General features: G+C 44.3%; 14 protein-coding genes and 1 pseudogene. 7 read left to right on the plus strand and 8 right to left on the minus strand.

The genetic code is table 11. The features are described from left to right. Positions 1-160: 160 nt before the first annotated feature. On the minus strand, positions 161-1,504 hold the full coding sequence (locus FTT75_RS14050; protein ID WP_005097464.1) for a dicarboxylate/amino acid:cation symporter: 1,344 nt from the start codon (positions 1,502-1,504) through the stop codon (positions 161-163). 407 nt (positions 1,505-1,911) lie between these two features. Here FTT75_RS14050 and FTT75_RS14055 point away from each other — a divergent pair, with 407 nt between their 5' ends. Next, a complete protein-coding gene (locus FTT75_RS14055) occupies positions 1,912-2,913 on the plus strand; it encodes a glycosyl transferase family protein (RefSeq protein ID WP_180186708.1) in 1,002 nt (333 codons plus the stop codon). A gap of 85 nt (positions 2,914-2,998) precedes the next feature. Here FTT75_RS14055 and FTT75_RS14060 read toward each other — a convergent pair whose 3' ends face one another. Beyond that, the gene (locus FTT75_RS14060; RefSeq protein ID WP_005097466.1) at positions 2,999-3,271 is read right to left on the minus strand and encodes a YeaC family protein; all 273 of its coding nucleotides are present in this window, start codon (positions 3,269-3,271) and stop codon (positions 2,999-3,001) included. Between the two features lie 3 nt (positions 3,272-3,274). Next, positions 3,275-4,213 carry an NAD(+) kinase gene (locus FTT75_RS14065; protein ID WP_005097467.1) on the minus strand — a complete coding sequence of 313 codons (939 nt, stop codon included), beginning with the start codon at positions 4,211-4,213 and terminating at the stop codon, positions 3,275-3,277. 192 nt (positions 4,214-4,405) lie between these two features. Between FTT75_RS14065 and mrcB the strand changes: the two genes are divergently transcribed. Both mrcB and FTT75_RS14075 read left to right on the plus strand, forming a co-directional pair. Continuing rightward, positions 4,406-6,799 carry a penicillin-binding protein 1B gene (mrcB, locus tag FTT75_RS14070; protein WP_005097469.1) on the plus strand — a complete coding sequence of 798 codons (2,394 nt, stop codon included), beginning with the start codon at positions 4,406-4,408 and terminating at the stop codon, positions 6,797-6,799. A 14-nt stretch (positions 6,800-6,813) separates the two neighbouring features. Beyond that, entirely contained in the window at positions 6,814-7,359 is a 546-nt protein-coding gene (locus tag FTT75_RS14075) for a tetratricopeptide repeat protein (protein WP_180186710.1), read from the plus strand. 37 nt (positions 7,360-7,396) lie between these two features. Here the strand turns inward: FTT75_RS14075 and FTT75_RS14080 are convergent, their stop codons facing one another. Beyond that, entirely contained in the window at positions 7,397-8,296 is a 900-nt protein-coding gene (locus tag FTT75_RS14080; RefSeq protein ID WP_180186712.1) for an NUDIX domain-containing protein, read from the minus strand. 139 nt (positions 8,297-8,435) lie between these two features. Between FTT75_RS14080 and hemP the strand changes: the two genes are divergently transcribed. Beyond that, positions 8,436-8,606: a hemin uptake protein HemP gene (hemP, locus tag FTT75_RS14085; protein WP_005170213.1), complete on the plus strand. Its 171-nt coding sequence runs from the start codon at positions 8,436-8,438 to the stop codon at positions 8,604-8,606. A gap of 76 nt (positions 8,607-8,682) precedes the next feature. Here the strand turns inward: hemP and FTT75_RS14090 are convergent, their stop codons facing one another. The 4 genes from FTT75_RS14090 to FTT75_RS14105 all read right to left on the minus strand — a co-directional run bounded on the left by FTT75_RS14090 (position 8,683) and on the right by FTT75_RS14105 (position 13,061). After that, positions 8,683-10,008, minus strand: coding sequence for a HAMP domain-containing sensor histidine kinase (locus FTT75_RS14090; RefSeq protein ID WP_180076323.1), 1,326 nt, complete (start codon positions 10,006-10,008; stop codon positions 8,683-8,685). A gap of 2 nt (positions 10,009-10,010) precedes the next feature. Then, complete coding sequence (locus FTT75_RS14095; RefSeq protein WP_005170211.1) at positions 10,011-10,676, minus strand: response regulator transcription factor; 666 nt, start codon at positions 10,674-10,676, stop codon at positions 10,011-10,013. A gap of 153 nt (positions 10,677-10,829) precedes the next feature. Next, positions 10,830-11,207: a NirD/YgiW/YdeI family stress tolerance protein gene (locus tag FTT75_RS14100; RefSeq protein WP_005097478.1), complete on the minus strand. Its 378-nt coding sequence runs from the start codon at positions 11,205-11,207 to the stop codon at positions 10,830-10,832. 96 nt (positions 11,208-11,303) lie between these two features. Next, positions 11,304-13,061 (minus strand): GspE/PulE family protein, encoded by a 1,758-nt coding sequence (locus FTT75_RS14105; RefSeq protein WP_180186714.1) that lies wholly within the window; start codon positions 13,059-13,061, stop codon positions 11,304-11,306. Between the two features lie 215 nt (positions 13,062-13,276). Here FTT75_RS14105 and FTT75_RS14110 point away from each other — a divergent pair, with 215 nt between their 5' ends. The 3 genes and pseudogenes from FTT75_RS14110 to FTT75_RS14120 form a co-directional block, all read left to right on the plus strand. Continuing rightward, positions 13,277-14,536 (plus strand): DUF4010 domain-containing protein, encoded by a 1,260-nt coding sequence (locus FTT75_RS14110; protein WP_180186716.1) that lies wholly within the window; start codon positions 13,277-13,279, stop codon positions 14,534-14,536. A 187-nt stretch (positions 14,537-14,723) separates the two neighbouring features. Next, the gene (locus FTT75_RS14115; protein WP_180040087.1) at positions 14,724-15,125 is read left to right on the plus strand and encodes a hypothetical protein; all 402 of its coding nucleotides are present in this window, start codon (positions 14,724-14,726) and stop codon (positions 15,123-15,125) included. 61 nt (positions 15,126-15,186) lie between these two features. Beyond that, a pseudogene (locus FTT75_RS14120) lies at positions 15,187-15,652 on the plus strand (transposase); the annotation flags it as partial.

Below are 15,652 nucleotides of genomic sequence, written 5' to 3' on the forward strand. Positions count from 1 at the left end.
CATGAAATACGGTATTCTGATGTGACAAAACCTGAATCCTGGTCGTTAAAGTGTTTGTTTGCACTCATATTTTAACTGTTAGGACTCAGGTTTTTTTTATTTAAAGCAAACTATGGGACAGCAGTGAGCCGAAGCTTCCTTTTTCTTTCAAACATTAGAATTAATGGGCGTTATTGCCTTCTTGCGCCATTTTTTCATCAATTTCTGATGGATTTGCCAATGCATAGTTCAGCTTGTCCATATCGAGCTGGCCTACCCATTTTGCAACAACCAAAGTCGCCAAAGAGTTACCCACCAGATTGGTCAAGGCACGCGCTTCAGACATGAAACGGTCAATACCGAGAATCAAGGCCAGACCTGCAACAGGAATATTACCCACAGCAGCCAAGGTTGCTGCCATCACAATAAAGCCAGAACCCGTGACACCTGCCGCACCTTTAGATGAAATCAACAGTACCAGAAGAAGGGTAATCTGATGAGACAAATCAAGTTGTGTATTGGTCGCCTGCGCAATAAAGATCGCAGCCATGGTCAAATAGATTGAAGTTCCATCCAGGTTAAATGAATAACCGGTTGGAATCACCAGACCTACCACTGATTTTTCAGCACCAGCAAGTTCCAGTTTTTTCAACATACGTGGCAATACTGATTCTGAAGAAGAAGTACCCAGTACAATCAGCAGTTCTTCACGGATCAGGCGAATCATCTTCATGATACTGAAACCCGCAAAACGCGCAATTGAACCCAATACGATGAAAATAAACAGTACGCAGGTGATATAGAAACAAATGATCAACTGTGCCAGCTGAGCAAGCGAACCAATACCATATTTACCAATGGTAAAGGCCATCGCACCAAATGCACCGATTGGCGCCAGTTTCATTATCATGTTCACAATATTGAAGAATACATGTGAAATCTGGTCGATGAGTTTCAGGACTGGCTTGCCTTGATCACCCAGCTTATGCAGCGCGAAACCAAAAATGATCGCGAACAACAGAACCTGTAGAATTTCGCCTTCCGCAAATGCGCCTACCACCGTATTTGGAATGATATTCATCAGGAAGTCGATCGTCGACTGTGACTCACCTGTAGCGACATATTTGCTGATGCCCGTGGTATCCAGTGATGCAGGATCAACGTTCATGCCTACACCTGGCTTGACGATGTTAATCACCACCAGACCGATGACCAACGCAATCGTGGAGACGATTTCGAAGTAAAGTAAAGCAACACCACCAGTTTTACCCACTGATTTCATGCTTTCCATACCCGCAATACCGCTGACCACGGTACAGAAAATCACCGGTGCGATGATCATTTTGATCAGGCGGATAAATGCATCACCCAGCGGTTTAAGCTGTTCACCCAAGCCAGGAACATACTGTTCTACACCATTGATAATTTGCGTACCACTCGGCGAGAAATGCCCGACCAGAATACCTGCAATAATAGCCACAATCACCTGAAAATACAGTGACTTATAAATCGGTTTTTTCGCCATAATAAATCTACTTGAACGATATCTGAAAATAAAAAGACCATTTTGAGAAATGCACTGATCTGTTCATCTGCTCTGAAGATGAACTGGATCAAATCTCAATAGGCTCAAGAGAATGTTCAAAATGAAAATCAGCCACGCATTCAATCTGACGCGCAGCATCAGACCAAAGTATTAAATGGGAGAAAGAGATTAAGAAAACTTAAACAAACTCTAAAAATTGTCTGAATTTTACTGAAAAATCCCATTAAATGTGCATAAAGTCTTATGCAATTGCCTGCTTTTTGCTCGCATTGAATTAGACATTAGTCGATAATCAGATTTCAATGCCTGTTTTCCGTATACTGAAAGCTTTGTTAATTTTAGACCCTCCTCATTGACCCCAATATTTGCTGCAAGCTGTATAAGTTATGAATACCAAAAGAAATATTTATAAAGATTTCGAACATCCCTTTGCCCAATATGTACGCATCGTGGGGAAAGGAAAAAATGGCGCCCGCTCCCTCAGCTATAATGAAGCCTATCAAGCCTTTAGCATGATTCTGAGAGATGAAGTGCTCGATGTGCAGCTAGGGGCGTTCTTGATGTTATTGCGGGTCAAAGAAGAGTCTGTAGATGAGTTAGCCGGTTTTGTTCAGGCCACACGCGACCAGCTTGACTTTAAGCAGCTGGATGTCGATCTGGACTGGTCCTCTTATGCAGGCAAGCGCAAGCATTATCCATGGTTTATTCTGGCAGCACTGACGTTGGCCAAGCATGGTTATACTATTGTGATGCATGGTGCCGCTGGTCATACCATGAACCGGGTTTATACCGAACAGGTGTTGACTTACTTAGGCTATCCAATCTGTCAAAATGATGATGAAGTGGAGCAGCAATTACAGCAACGACATTTTGCCTATATCCCGTTAGAGGTGATTTCTCCGATTCTGGCAGATCTGATTGGCCTACGAAATGTAATGGGACTGCGCTCCCCGATTCATACGCTGGCTCGTTTAATTAACCCGTTTAATGCCAAAGCAACGCTGCAAGCAATTTTCCATCCGGCGTATCGGGGTTCGCACCAACAGGCGGCTTTCCGCTTAGGTTATAAAAATAGTGCGGTGATTAAAGGTGAAGGGGGCGAATTTGAGCGTAATCCGGATGCCAAAACTTTGATCTGCGGTATTAAAGATGGCGAACTGTACGATTATGAACTACCGAAACTAACTGACAATCGTAGTCCGGTTGAGGAAGAACTGGATCTGGCCTTATTTAAAGCAGTATGGGACGGTCAGCAAAGCCATGAATATGGCGCGATTGCGGTTACGGAAACCATGGGCATTGCATTGTATAGCATGGGTGCATGTGAAAGCTATGAAGCTGCGATGCAAAAAGCCAAAGAATTATGGGCGAATCGCCACACCGTTTAAACTTTGAAATGTGTAGAAAAAAAGCATTGTTCCTTCATTGAACAATGCTTTTTTAAATATCTCTCGACTGACTCGACGTCAGTGCTTAAACAAAACGGATTGGCTTGAATTCCGGTTCATTCTTGTGATGATCATCATCACATTCCTCGCCTTCTTCTTTAGTACCGCGATCGATAAAACCGCTGCGCTCATTTTCAGGCAAGTTTTTCATTTCCCAGGCATAGACTGCCTGCATACAAGTCTGGCGTTGTTCCTGAGTTAGGGCTACACCATTTGGCCACTTTCCAATTTCAATTGCTGTTCTTAGGCGTTCAACAATCTCAGGATTGAGTACGGCAAGCATTTGTTCAATATTCATGATTTAATCCTGCTTAAAATAATCAAAGTCCTGATTCCACCCCAGTTTGGTTCGACAGGCATTATAAAAGTCATAGCCCGGTGGATGCAGAAGATTCAGTTTAAAGGGATGCTTGCGAATATGGACGCTATCGCCAACATTCAAAGACACACTGTGTTGTCCATCCGCACTGACCATCGGCAGTACGCGATTTTCACGAATCAGTAATTTAATTTCGCTGTGTCCACCGACCACAATCGGGCGTGAAGACAAGGTATGCGGATGCATCGGCACCAGCGCAATCGCATCCATACTTGGATGGACAATTGGCCCGCCCCCAGAAAGTGCATAAGCCGTAGAGCCGGTCGGCGTCGATACAATCAGGCCATCACTGTGCTGACGATAGACATACTGTCCGTCAATATTCAGTTCAAAATCGATCATATGCACCGATTTTCCTGAATGCAGTACCACATCGTTCAGTGCAATCGCATCGTAAATCACTTCGCCTTTGGAGCGAATTTCGACTTCGAGTAAAAAACGTCGCTCAGTCTGAAAATCACCTTTTAACACCTGATCCAACTTAAAGATGACTTCGGTTGGCTTAATGTCGGTTAAGAATCCCAGACGCCCCCGGTTAACGCCGATCACAGGAGTATTGTACTTGACCAGTGCGCGTGCTGCATGCAAAAGCGAACCATCCCCTCCTACCACAATGACCAGATCAACGACTTCACCAAGTAAAGCACGACTGACAGTTTGGGTATTGTTATATGGAACGAGTTCAGCTGTCGCTGCATCAAAAACAGGATGTAAGCCTAAATTCAGAAGATGATCATGAATAAGACATAAGGTTTCAACCACCGATGATTTATCAGGACGTCCTATTAACCCGATATTTCGAAAGGTTTTATGGGAAATTTGCACCAGTGTCGTCGCTCCGCTACGGATCTTGCATATCATAGCATTAAGCTATACCTGGATGATAATTTATAACAGGATGCTAGCTCGTCGCAAATTATTTGAAATATATTTGAATTAAGGAGAAATTGTGGGCTTTGATTTTAATTTTAAGCGCATTTATTGATTAAATATTGCAAAATGATTAAAAGCTTCGCATGATTAGCACAATTTCACAGGATCTTATAAGTATTTATGAAATCTGAACGTGGCATGGGGTTTTTTGCCTTAATTTTCTCGATTTTAGTCATTTCCATCTTTGTCGTATTTAGTATTTACCTGATTAAATTAGATAATATTGTACGCGAAAAATTTGAAGGTCAACGCTGGGACATTCCGGCGAAAGTCTTCGCACGTCCAATGGAAGTGTACGTCAATGCCCCAGTCAGTCAGCAGGATTTCCAACAAGAATTAAAATTACTCGGTTATAAAAACTCGGATAGTTATGCCAAGTCGGGCAATTTTGTCACTACGGGAAATACTTTATATGTACATACCCGTGGCTTTGATTTTGGTGATCGGGTTGAACCGGAACAAGTTCTGAAAGTGAGTTTTAGTGCTAATCAAGTGACTGAGGTTAGCGCCACCAAGCCATCTTCTAGCGGTATTGCCCGACTGGAACCCTTATTGATTGGTGGAATTTATCCACAGCATAACGAAGACCGGGTACTGATCAAACTGAATAAAGTGCCTAAACCATTGATCGAAGCGCTCATCGCAACTGAAGACCGTAAATTCTATGAACACCATGGCGTATCTCCACGCGGTATTGCGCGTGCTGTTGTCAGTAATATTACCGGTGGCAAACGTCAGGGTGGCTCGACTTTAACCCAGCAACTGGTGAAAAATTTCTATTTGACGCCTGAGCGTACCTTAAAGCGTAAAGTCAATGAAGCCTTTATGGCCATGCTGGTTGAATTACATTATGACAAGAATGAAATTCTGGAAGCTTATCTAAATGAAGTGAATCTCGGCCAAAATGGTAACTATTCAATTAATGGTTATGGCTTGGCTTCCCAGTTTTATTTCGGTCTGCCACTGCGTGAACTGAATATTTCCCAGCAGGCTTTTTTAGTCGGTCTGGTACAAGGTCCAAGCTTGTATAACCCATGGCGTAATCCTGAAAGTGCGAAAAAACGTCGTGATATCGTCCTGAATAATATGCTGGTGATGGGCTATCTAAGCCAAGAACAATATGAAAAAGAAACCGCACGTCCATTGAATGTGATTTCAAAACCAACCTTGGGCCCTGCACGTTTCCCGGACTTCCTGGATATTGTGCGTCGTCAATTACGCACTGACTATCAGGAAACTGACCTGACCAATCAGGGTCTGCGTATTTTCACCACGCTAGATCCTTTGGCTCAAACCCGAATTCAGGACAGTTTTAAGCAGACAGTCGCACGTTTAACCAAATCTAATCCGGGTCGTTTAAAAGACTTGCAGGGTGCAGTTTTGGTATCGCATCCGGAAAATGGTGAACTGGTTGCAGCAGTTGGCTCGACTCAAGATTTTACCGGCTTTAACCGTACAGTAGATGCCAAACGTCAGGTGGGTTCATTATTAAAGCCTGTGATTTACCTGAGTGCACTGGAATCAAATCGTTACCATTGGGCCAGTCCGATTGAAGACAGTGAAATTAGTGTGCAAAGTGATGGTAAGACCTGGACGCCGAAAAACTACAGTGGCCGTGGACATGGTGTCGTACCGATGTCACAAGCGCTGTCACAATCCTACAACCTGTCTACTGTACGTTTAGGACAAGAATTTGGTCTGTCTACCTTTATTAATCATCTGAAAAAATTTGGCGTCACTTCTGATATTCCATCCTATCCGTCTATTTATTTAGGCGCGGTGGATATGTCTCCAATGGAAGTCATGAATATTTATGGCAACTTCGCGACCGGCGGCTTTAAATATCCAACCAAGTCAATTCGTTCTGTGGTCGATGCCAATGGACGGATACTTGACCGATATAGTTTGAGTGTGCAACCAACCATTGATCCGGCATCAGCCTATGCCCTGAATTATGGCCTGCAACAGGTGATGTCGAGCGGTACAGGCCGCGCAGCTTATAACAGCCTGCCAAGCAGCCTGAATCTTGCAGGTAAATCAGGTACTACCAATGACAGCCGTGATTCATGGTTTGCCGGCTATTCAGGTAATTATATGACCGTGGTCTGGCTGGGTCTGGATGACAACAAAGTCACTGGCCTAACCGGTTCCTCTGGTGCACTTCCAGTCTGGGTCAATGTCATGAAACAGCTACGTCAGAAGCCGGTCAATCTGCCACAACCGAATGAAATTCAATGGCACTGGCTGGATCGTTATACCGGCTTGTTGTCTGCGCCAGGCTGTGAAGGTGCCATGTATATTCCGATTTCGCAGCATTCGCTACCGAATCAGGCCACCCCTTGCGGTCTCTCGCGCTACGTGACGGAACCAGTGACCATCGACTCGGAACCTTCTTCTTCCAATCCGGACGAGATGGATGATATCAGCCGTTATATACAAGAAAGTGAAACAGAAATAGAACGCGATCTCGCGAATGAAACCCGTATTATCTCGAGTGGAAGTTATAGCCATTAATTGAGTCTATGTTTATGTTACAAAAAATCATCCCTGGCCTGCTCATCCTCAGTTTGGTGGGCTGCCAAAGCTTTCCAGAACCAGAAAAGCCGACTGCTCCTGCCAAGCCTGCGGCAGAAAAGCCTAAAACACAGACACAGGACGGCGTAGTCATTACCCCTTATGACCGTCCTGAAATCAAACGCCAGAAAATTGTGATTCCCGAGCAAAAGCCCAAAAGTCAAAAATTTGATGATGGCCGTAATCTGCCTGCCTTCAAGCGCCTCATGCAGCAAACCCAGCAGGCCTATACCAAGCAGCAATTTTCTCAGGCCGAAGCAGCAGCGGTACAAGCCCAGCGCCTGGCACCTCAAGCATCTGAAACTTATCTGTACCTGGGCATGATTGCGAACCGCAAAAATCAGCCTGCACGTGCAGATGCTTTTGCATTACGTGGCCTGAGCTATGCGCAATCGAATGCGATGAAGAAACAGCTTTGGCAGGTCCGTTTAAAAGCAGCACAACAGCAAAAAAATACCAAAGCAATTCAAAACGCCCAGCAGGCTTTAAAAGGACTTTAGTCTCTGTCTAAATGCTTACTAATGGAAAGCAGCTTACCTAGATATTGCGTATACCGGCAATACCGTAAGCATGCTGGCTCTGTGCATAGCTCAGATCTTCTGTTTTCAGCCCGCCCAAAGCGAAAACCGGAATCTGTACCTGTGCTGCCATCTGTTTAAATTGTTCCCAGCCTAGTGGTGAAATATTCGGGTGCGTTTGTGTTGCAAGTACAGGACTGAGCAAAGCCGCTTCACAGCCCACCTGCTCAGCCTGCTGTAATGCCGCCAGATCATGACAGGCTGCAATATAACGATAACCTCGCATCAACTGGCCGGGTTGCACAGCCATTAATTGCGATTGTTTCAAGTGAATGCTTCGAATCGTTTGCTGCTGTAATTCATTGAGCTGAGACCAGAGTTCCTGATTAATAATAAGCTTGGAAAGCTGTTCAATCGGAAGCTGTTGTAATTGTATGACCCGTTCAGGTGTGATTTCAACGCGCCAATATAGCATCTGATCTGGATCAAGTTGATGTAAAATCGCCAGATCATCTGCGATCTTAATACGTTGTGGCCATTGCAGCTTTTGCAGCATGGACTGGTTGGCTTTGGGAAAATTCAGACTGCTCAGCTGTTCACGCGCATACCAGCTCCAGGGTGGTTGAATTCCTGACAATTGTGACTCAGACACTGACGCATGAAATATATGTAGGTTGACAATGACATCTTCATATTCATGACAGATAAAATCGAATGCATGCCACTGATCCAGATCAATCCCGACCTCTTCCAGCACTTCACGTCGACAGGCTTCAACCGGTTGCTCACCCGATTCTACTTTTCCACCTGGAAATTCATATTTGTTGCCTTGATGCTGACTGGCTTCTCGCCACCCCACAAGCACTTGATTTTTATGAAATAAGATTGAAATCGCAACATGAATATTGGGTTTAGACATCATTTTACTGCACTCGAAGTTTTACAGATTGTAAGCAAATTGCTCTATTTTATAAATTACAGAATTATTCATTGACAGACCTATTCGATAATGATTATCATTTAAATCAATCCAAAACAGATACCACGGAGTCGATGGAATGAACGCACCTTTTAGCTTGTTTAGCCGTAATAACGATAGCCATCATGCACTACCCATGCTGCACTCAAATAATCTTTTCGCACTTGGGCGTGAAATTAGAATCATGCATGCTGGTGAAGAATACCGTTTACGCCTGACCCGTAATAATCGCCTGATCCTCACAAAATAACGATAACACTCTAATCATAATAAACGTGGGAACCAGCAGTATGAATCAGCGCATACTGCTTTTTTAGCGAACTGAATTACGATTTGGCAAAACTGAGTATAACTTTCAGTCCGCCCAAATCAGAGGCCGCAATCTCAATTTCTGCTGCGTGTAATTGCATGATCTTACGACAAATCGACAGCCCCAAACCCGATCCTGAGGTACGTGTGCCTAAAGCACGATAAAACCGTTCTCCCAGATGTACCAATACTTCCCGTGCTATGCCTGTTCCCGAATTTTCAATCACTAAGCGCAAACGCCCTGCGGCATCAACATCTGTTTTTATCTCAATCCTACCTTGTTCTGGGCTATAGCGAATTGCATTATCCACCAAGTTACGAATGCAGCTAAAAATTAATTCTGCATTTGCCATGATCTGGCCATCGTCTATGCTCAGTTGCCACTCGATCTGTTTCTCTGCGGCAAAAGGCTGCAAGGCCTGTAATACCTCCTGAACAATCATTTTCAGATTTACGGCCTGTTGCGGCAACTGCTCTGCTTTTTCAGGATCCAGACGTGCCAATAAGAGTAAATTCTCCAGCACTTGCGTACCACGATTGACATCATTTTGAATCAGTTGCAGGGCCTGCGGTAACTGGGCATCCTGCTGATATTGACGTTTCAGCACCTGCAAACGCATCTGAATCGCAGAAAGCGGTGAACGTAATTCATGCGATGCATCTGCGGTAAAGCGCTGTTCCGCCGCCAGTGATTTTTCCAGCCGGCTGAGCATGGCGTTCAACTGATGTACGATCGGTTGCAATTCCGTGATTTCAGGATCCGGACTGCGGATCGGACTTAAATCTTCGGCCGACTTGGCGCCTATCGCTCTGGAAATATTGTTTAAAGGCCGTAATTGACGTTTCACCCCCACATGCAAAATCAGCCATTGCAATAACCAGAGCAGGAGTAAAATTCCGGCAAAGCTTAAGGTGGTTTGCCATAATTCATTAAAACGTACCGATAAAGGCTGCAGCACTTTGACCTGCAATCCTTCATCTTCCGCAATCAAAATCCGGATAAAACGGCCATTTTCATAGGCGAACTGAAAGCCACTTGGTTCATCTGCCTGTAGGCTGTTGAGCAAGTCATCCTCGATAGAGGTGGTCAAAACATCCTGATTGAGCAACAGCGCATATTGAATATCGAATTGCTCACTGATTTCATCGACCTGATCGCCTTCGGCCTGTCTGACATCCCCAAGTAATAACTCGGCAATCTGTTCCATCAAATCGTCATGCAGCTGAATGGCTTGATAACTTGAAGCCCCGAGTAACAGCAACCACGCCAACAATCCTGCCAGCATGGAGCTCAGCATGGCATTCTTGATCAGGCGAGTTTGCAGGGAGACTGGTGCAGACATATTTATGCCTCGGGTTTATGCATGCGATAACCCAAACCACGGATGGTTTTAATCATCTGGCTGCCAATTTTTTTACGTAACTGGTAAATAAACACTTCAATGGCATTACTTTCAATTTCATCCCCCCAGGCATATAGCGATTCTTCCAGTTGCTCGCGGGTAATGATATGTTCCGGCTGCTGCATCAGTTTATATAAAATCTGAAATTCTTTCGCGGTCAGACCAATTGCCTGACCAGCCTTATTCAGAGCCTTGGCCTGGGTGTCCAGACTTAAATCCTGCCATTTCAGAATATGATTTGGCGTTTTCTGTTTCAGTCTTAACTGCGCACGCACCCGGGCGGAAAGCTCTTCCAGGCTAAAAGGTTTGACCAGATAATCATTGGCACCAAGATCCAGTCCCTCAACCCGATCATCAATACTGTCCCGGGCGGTAATAAAAATTACCGGTGTATCTTTCTGTATGCTGCGCAGGCTTTTTAGAATATCGTCTCCCGTTGCATTGGGAAGTCCACGATCCAGTAACACGCAGTCATAGTGATGTTGTTCGATGGCCAAAATGGCATGATCGCCACGCTCGACCCAGTCAATCACATAGCCGTCCATTTCCAGCCAGGTCTGAATACTTTCTGCCTGAGACTGATCATCTTCTGCCAAAAGAATACGCATGCTGTGCTCCGCTTTGCCAATCTGTCTATCTTGCCCTGAAAAATGTCCAGACTCAAAAAAACCACATGCTTTTTTGTATGATTTGCATGTGGTTTTTTACAATCCTCGAATCCAGAGCAAGCTTCAGATTCAATTCAGCTGTTCATATTAAAATTAGAAACGAAGCTGCTCGACATCAATTTCAACGCGTTTTGCCGGTTTGTAATCAATATCCACTTCACCAATAATGGTCACTGGGGTTTTGGCGGAAATCGGTTTGCCCTGCCAAAGTTCATCATCAATTTCTACGGTGATGCTGCCGGTGCTGTCACGGAACTGATATTTTTCATCACCGACCGCTTTAACCACATAGCCTTTAAGCTGAACATTGCTATCATCTTTCATGCCCAAAGCCTGTTTAACGGTAGTGACTTGAGCAAAAGCGGCCTGATTTACCACGGGCTGATTCACAGTTTCGTTACTCGCTACAGCTGCTGTCGCGATTGAACCCATCAGGGTGGCTGCTAAAACGGTATTCATCATCATTTTCATTACATATACCTCTATGTGTATCTGTGCTTGGTTTCGATAATGCAATTAAAACAGCCGAAGATGAGCTGAATCTTAAGAAACCCTTATTTTCAAAAATTAATTTAAGGGCACCACTCTCAAGACTTCTTCCAGTGTGGTCATTCCTTCCATGACTTTACGTGCGCCGGCAATACGCAATGGTTCTACCCCTTCTTTTTTGGCCTGCTGGCGTAACTGGTTCAAATTGGCATCGGCCCCAATCAACTGCTTGGTTTCCAGACTCAGGGGCATAAATTCATAAATCCCGACACGACCTTTATAACCCGTGTGACGACATTCCTCGCAGCCTACTGCTTTAAAGACAAATTCCGGACGTGGTAGTGGATAATCTGCCGCCAGATGCTGCCATTCCTGTTCATTCAAGAAGCTTTCCTGCTTGCAATGCGGACACAGTTTACGCACCAGACGCTGGGCCAATACCCCGAGAATGGTGGCTGCGGTCAAAAATGGTTGTACGCCCAGATCATGCAAACGGGTCAGACTCGACGGCGCATCGTTGGTATGTAAGGTAGATAGCACCAGATGGCCGGTCAGTGCCGCCTGGATCGCCATATTGGCAGTATCCTGATCACGAATCTCACCGACCATGATAATGTCCGGATCCTGACGCATCAATGCGCGCACGCCATCAGCAAAACCGAGATCAATGCCATTATTGACCTGCATCTGGTTAAAGCTAGGTTCCAGCATCTCGATCGGGTCTTCAATGGTACAGACATTCACCTGTTCAGTCGCCAGCTGCTTCAAGGTTGAATAAAGCGTCGTAGTTTTACCGGAACCAGTTGGCCCGGTGACCAGAATGATGCCGTGACTGTGACTGGTCAGATTATTCCAGTCATTGAGTAAATGCCCTTCAAAACCGAGTTGCTGAAAACTTCTGACCAGAACTTCCGGATCAAAAATCCGCATCACCAGTTTTTCGCCAAATGCGGTCGGCAAGGTCGACAGACGCAATTCGGTTTCCTGTCCTTTCGGCGTTCGGGTTTTCAGACGGCCATCTTGTGGTTTACGCTTTTCTGCCACATTCATCCGGCCCAGAATCTTGATCCGGGAAATTACCGCTGTCAGCGTATTGGCCGGCATGTTATAAATGGTATGCAACACCCCATCGATTCGAAAGCGAATCTTGCCCGTACCTTTGCGCGGTTCCATATGAATATCACTGGCACCCTGTTCAAAGGCAAATTGCAGCACCCAGTCCACCAGTTTGACAATATGCTGGTCATTGGCATCCGGATTTTGCGAATCACCCAGTTGCAGCAAGGCTTCGACGCCCTTATTTTCCCGGTCATAGGCAGAGGATTTTTGTGAACCACTGACCGCACGACTGACCTGATAATATTCAGTAATATAACGTTGTAACTGTTCCGGATTCAGTAATACCCGTTGTATTTTTTTCGGGGAAATATTTTGCTCGAGATTCGACACCCATTCGGTTTTATAAGGCTGATCGGTCGCGATCAGAACTTTATCGGCCTGAATCTCAACGGCCAGAATATGGTTACGTAGTGCATATTCCTGTGACATGACATGGGTCAATGCCTGTACGTCCGCTTTTAAAGGATCGATGATATAGAACATTAATCCGGTTTTTTCGGCCAGCCACTGACATAAGCGGTTCAAGGTCAATGTGGTTTGCGGATGGGATTGATCAATAAGATTGAAGTTGGCCAGCCACTGTAAAGGATGCCATTTTAATTGTTCACGTTGACGATGGGTGGTCTGTACCAGCATCCGGTCACGTTCACTAATTTTACCATCTTTAAACAGTTGGTCTAAACACCAGGCAGTATCAATTTCAAAGTCAAATTTCATTGTTATCAATCCCCAAATCTGCCTTCACTATAACAAGTTTTTGTTATTTTTCGCATTAGCCAGTTAGCAATGTCAGTCACTTTTGCTGAATGGATTTAAAAATACTGGGATGCCTCGACCGTTATTCAATCTTTACTGTATTTCCAGCTTGCCGCGCTCTAGAAGAATCGCCTATATTTCAAACAGCATGTTTTGTTAGGTGGCTGAGGTGAAACTTGGATTTTAGCGCGGTACCCCTGAATAGCAGTAGCTCTTTTCAGGAGCTTCTGGCCACCCTGACGGCGGCTTTGGGCTGTGGCTTGTTAATTGGCCTGGAACGAGAGCGTCATAAACAACGTGAGCATCAACCCAGTTTTGCCGGTTTACGCTCTTTTGCCATTTGTGCCTTATTGGGTGCGCTATGCTTCCTGTTCGGTATGAGTATTGGGCTTGCTGGTGCGCTGATTGTGGGTGGCATGGTGATTTTTTCAATCCGAAATCAGCCTGAAGATCCTGGCATTACCACAGAACTCGCCTTTCTCATGACGTATTTTATTGGGGCAATCTGTCTTTGGAATATTCCCTTGGCCGCAGGGCTCGCGGTCATGCTGACGACTATTCTGATGGCCAAACACTCCCTGCATAATATTGCCGGACAATGGATTACCGAAGCAGAGTTTAGAGATGGGCTATTATTACTTGCCCTGATTCTGATCGGCCTGCCACTAACACCCGACACGCCTTTATGGGGAGAAGTCCTCAACCCGCATCTGATCTTGAGACTACTCACTCTGATTCTGGTGGTACAGGCACTTGCTCACGTGGCCAAACGGCTTTTATCCAGTAAAAATGCCCTCATGCTATCCTCCCTTGCTTCAGGTTTTGTCTCCAGTACTGCGACCATTGCCCATTTAGGTCTACAGGTACGCAAAGGTGAGGTCGATGCTAAATCCAATGCAGGCGCAGCACTCATGTCCTGTATTTCGACCCTGATATTGTTATTTATTGTCGTTGGAGGGGTGTCGTGGAGCTGGTTGAAAATTCTGATTTTACCCTCTCTGGTTGCGATGGCCATTTTGGCTGCTTGTGCATTTCTGCTATTACGTAAAGCCAAGCCAGCGGAGAACTGTGCAAAGGAAGAAGATAGTCAGATGTTTAGCCTGAAGGAGGCGGTAATTATTGCCGTCACCTTGACATTGATTCAGGCTGGAATTTATGGGCTAGAGCTATTACTGGGAGATGCAGGTTTGCTGGCAGGCACCTTGTTCGCATCTTTATTTGAAATTCATGCCGCAATGGCAAGCGTGGTCATTCAAGGAGATCCATCCAATACCCGGCTGATCTATGCCCTGCTTTTGGGGCTGGGCGCACATGCTGTAGCCAAGTCAGCTAATGCCGCTTTGACCGGTGGCTGGAAGTTTGTCCTTTATTTTGCGCCTGTGCAGATTTTGCATATGGCGGTTTTGATCGGGCTGTTGTGGTGGATGACATTTTGATTGTTAAGTATATTTAAATAGTTAATTTTTATATATTTTGCAAATTTAATTTTGATATTTATTCGCTATAATTAGTCTGCTTTATTTTAAAAAACAATTTTATTACTACGATTTTTTATAGGGATTTTTATGAAATTTAAGAATTTATCACTCGCAGTTTTTAGTGCATTCATGCTAAGTGCTTGTGGTGGGGGCTCATCTTCTGATTCAAACCCTGGTACAGGTAGCCTTAATCTTACCACCCCCATCATTTCAACAATGGACTACATTTTTTGTTGATGAATATTCTGATGAAACTTTAGATTATGAAATTGAGCAAAATACTTTTGATCAAGGAAACTTATACTTTAAAGTCGAAGAAACCACAGGTTGGGATGAGAGCAATACATTCTCTTTAACCGAAAATGGATTATACGATACAGGTAATATGCATCCTAAATATGGACAGTTAAATGGAATAATAAAAACAAATGCCACTACATGGCAACTAGCACCCTACTCCTCTATTAACTCAAAAGATCTTCAAACTATAATTAAATTTAAAGAAATTGATATTAGTACCCGAATCGCGGATAAGAAATTGACTTGAAAAATAAGAGGACTAGAGCCATCAGTTGAGTTACCACACCAAACTCACAACTCTCGTCCTGATGTTCAATAGTACCGAATTATTCTGCGTAATTGATGATTTTTTTCTTAAATTTGAATCAACTTATTGGGAGTTTCTCAAACAAAACCGTGGTTCCTTAAGAATCAGAACTGCTCAACTTACAATTTCAGAAATCTGCTTTATTGCCATTTGGTACAAATGCTCTCATTTCAATAATTTCAAAGCCTTTTTCAGCTGGTTAAAAGAAGATAAAAGCCATTTATTTAAGTACTTGCCTTGCTATCAAAGGATGATTCATCTGATCAATATGCATGAATTAGCTCTACACGCTTTACATGTGGCACTGATGAAAGTGCCAAGGTACACAATATTTATGGACTGATTCAACAACTCTGCCAGTTTGTAAAAATCAACGTATTCAGCGTCATAAATCATTAATCCAAATTGCATCACGTGGTAGAAGCTCAATGGGCTGGTTTTATGGCTGTAAATTACATATTGCAATG

The organism is Acinetobacter sp. YH01008 (assembly GCF_013420435.1).
Classification (GTDB): Bacteria; Pseudomonadota; Gammaproteobacteria; order Pseudomonadales; family Moraxellaceae; genus Acinetobacter; species Acinetobacter pseudolwoffii.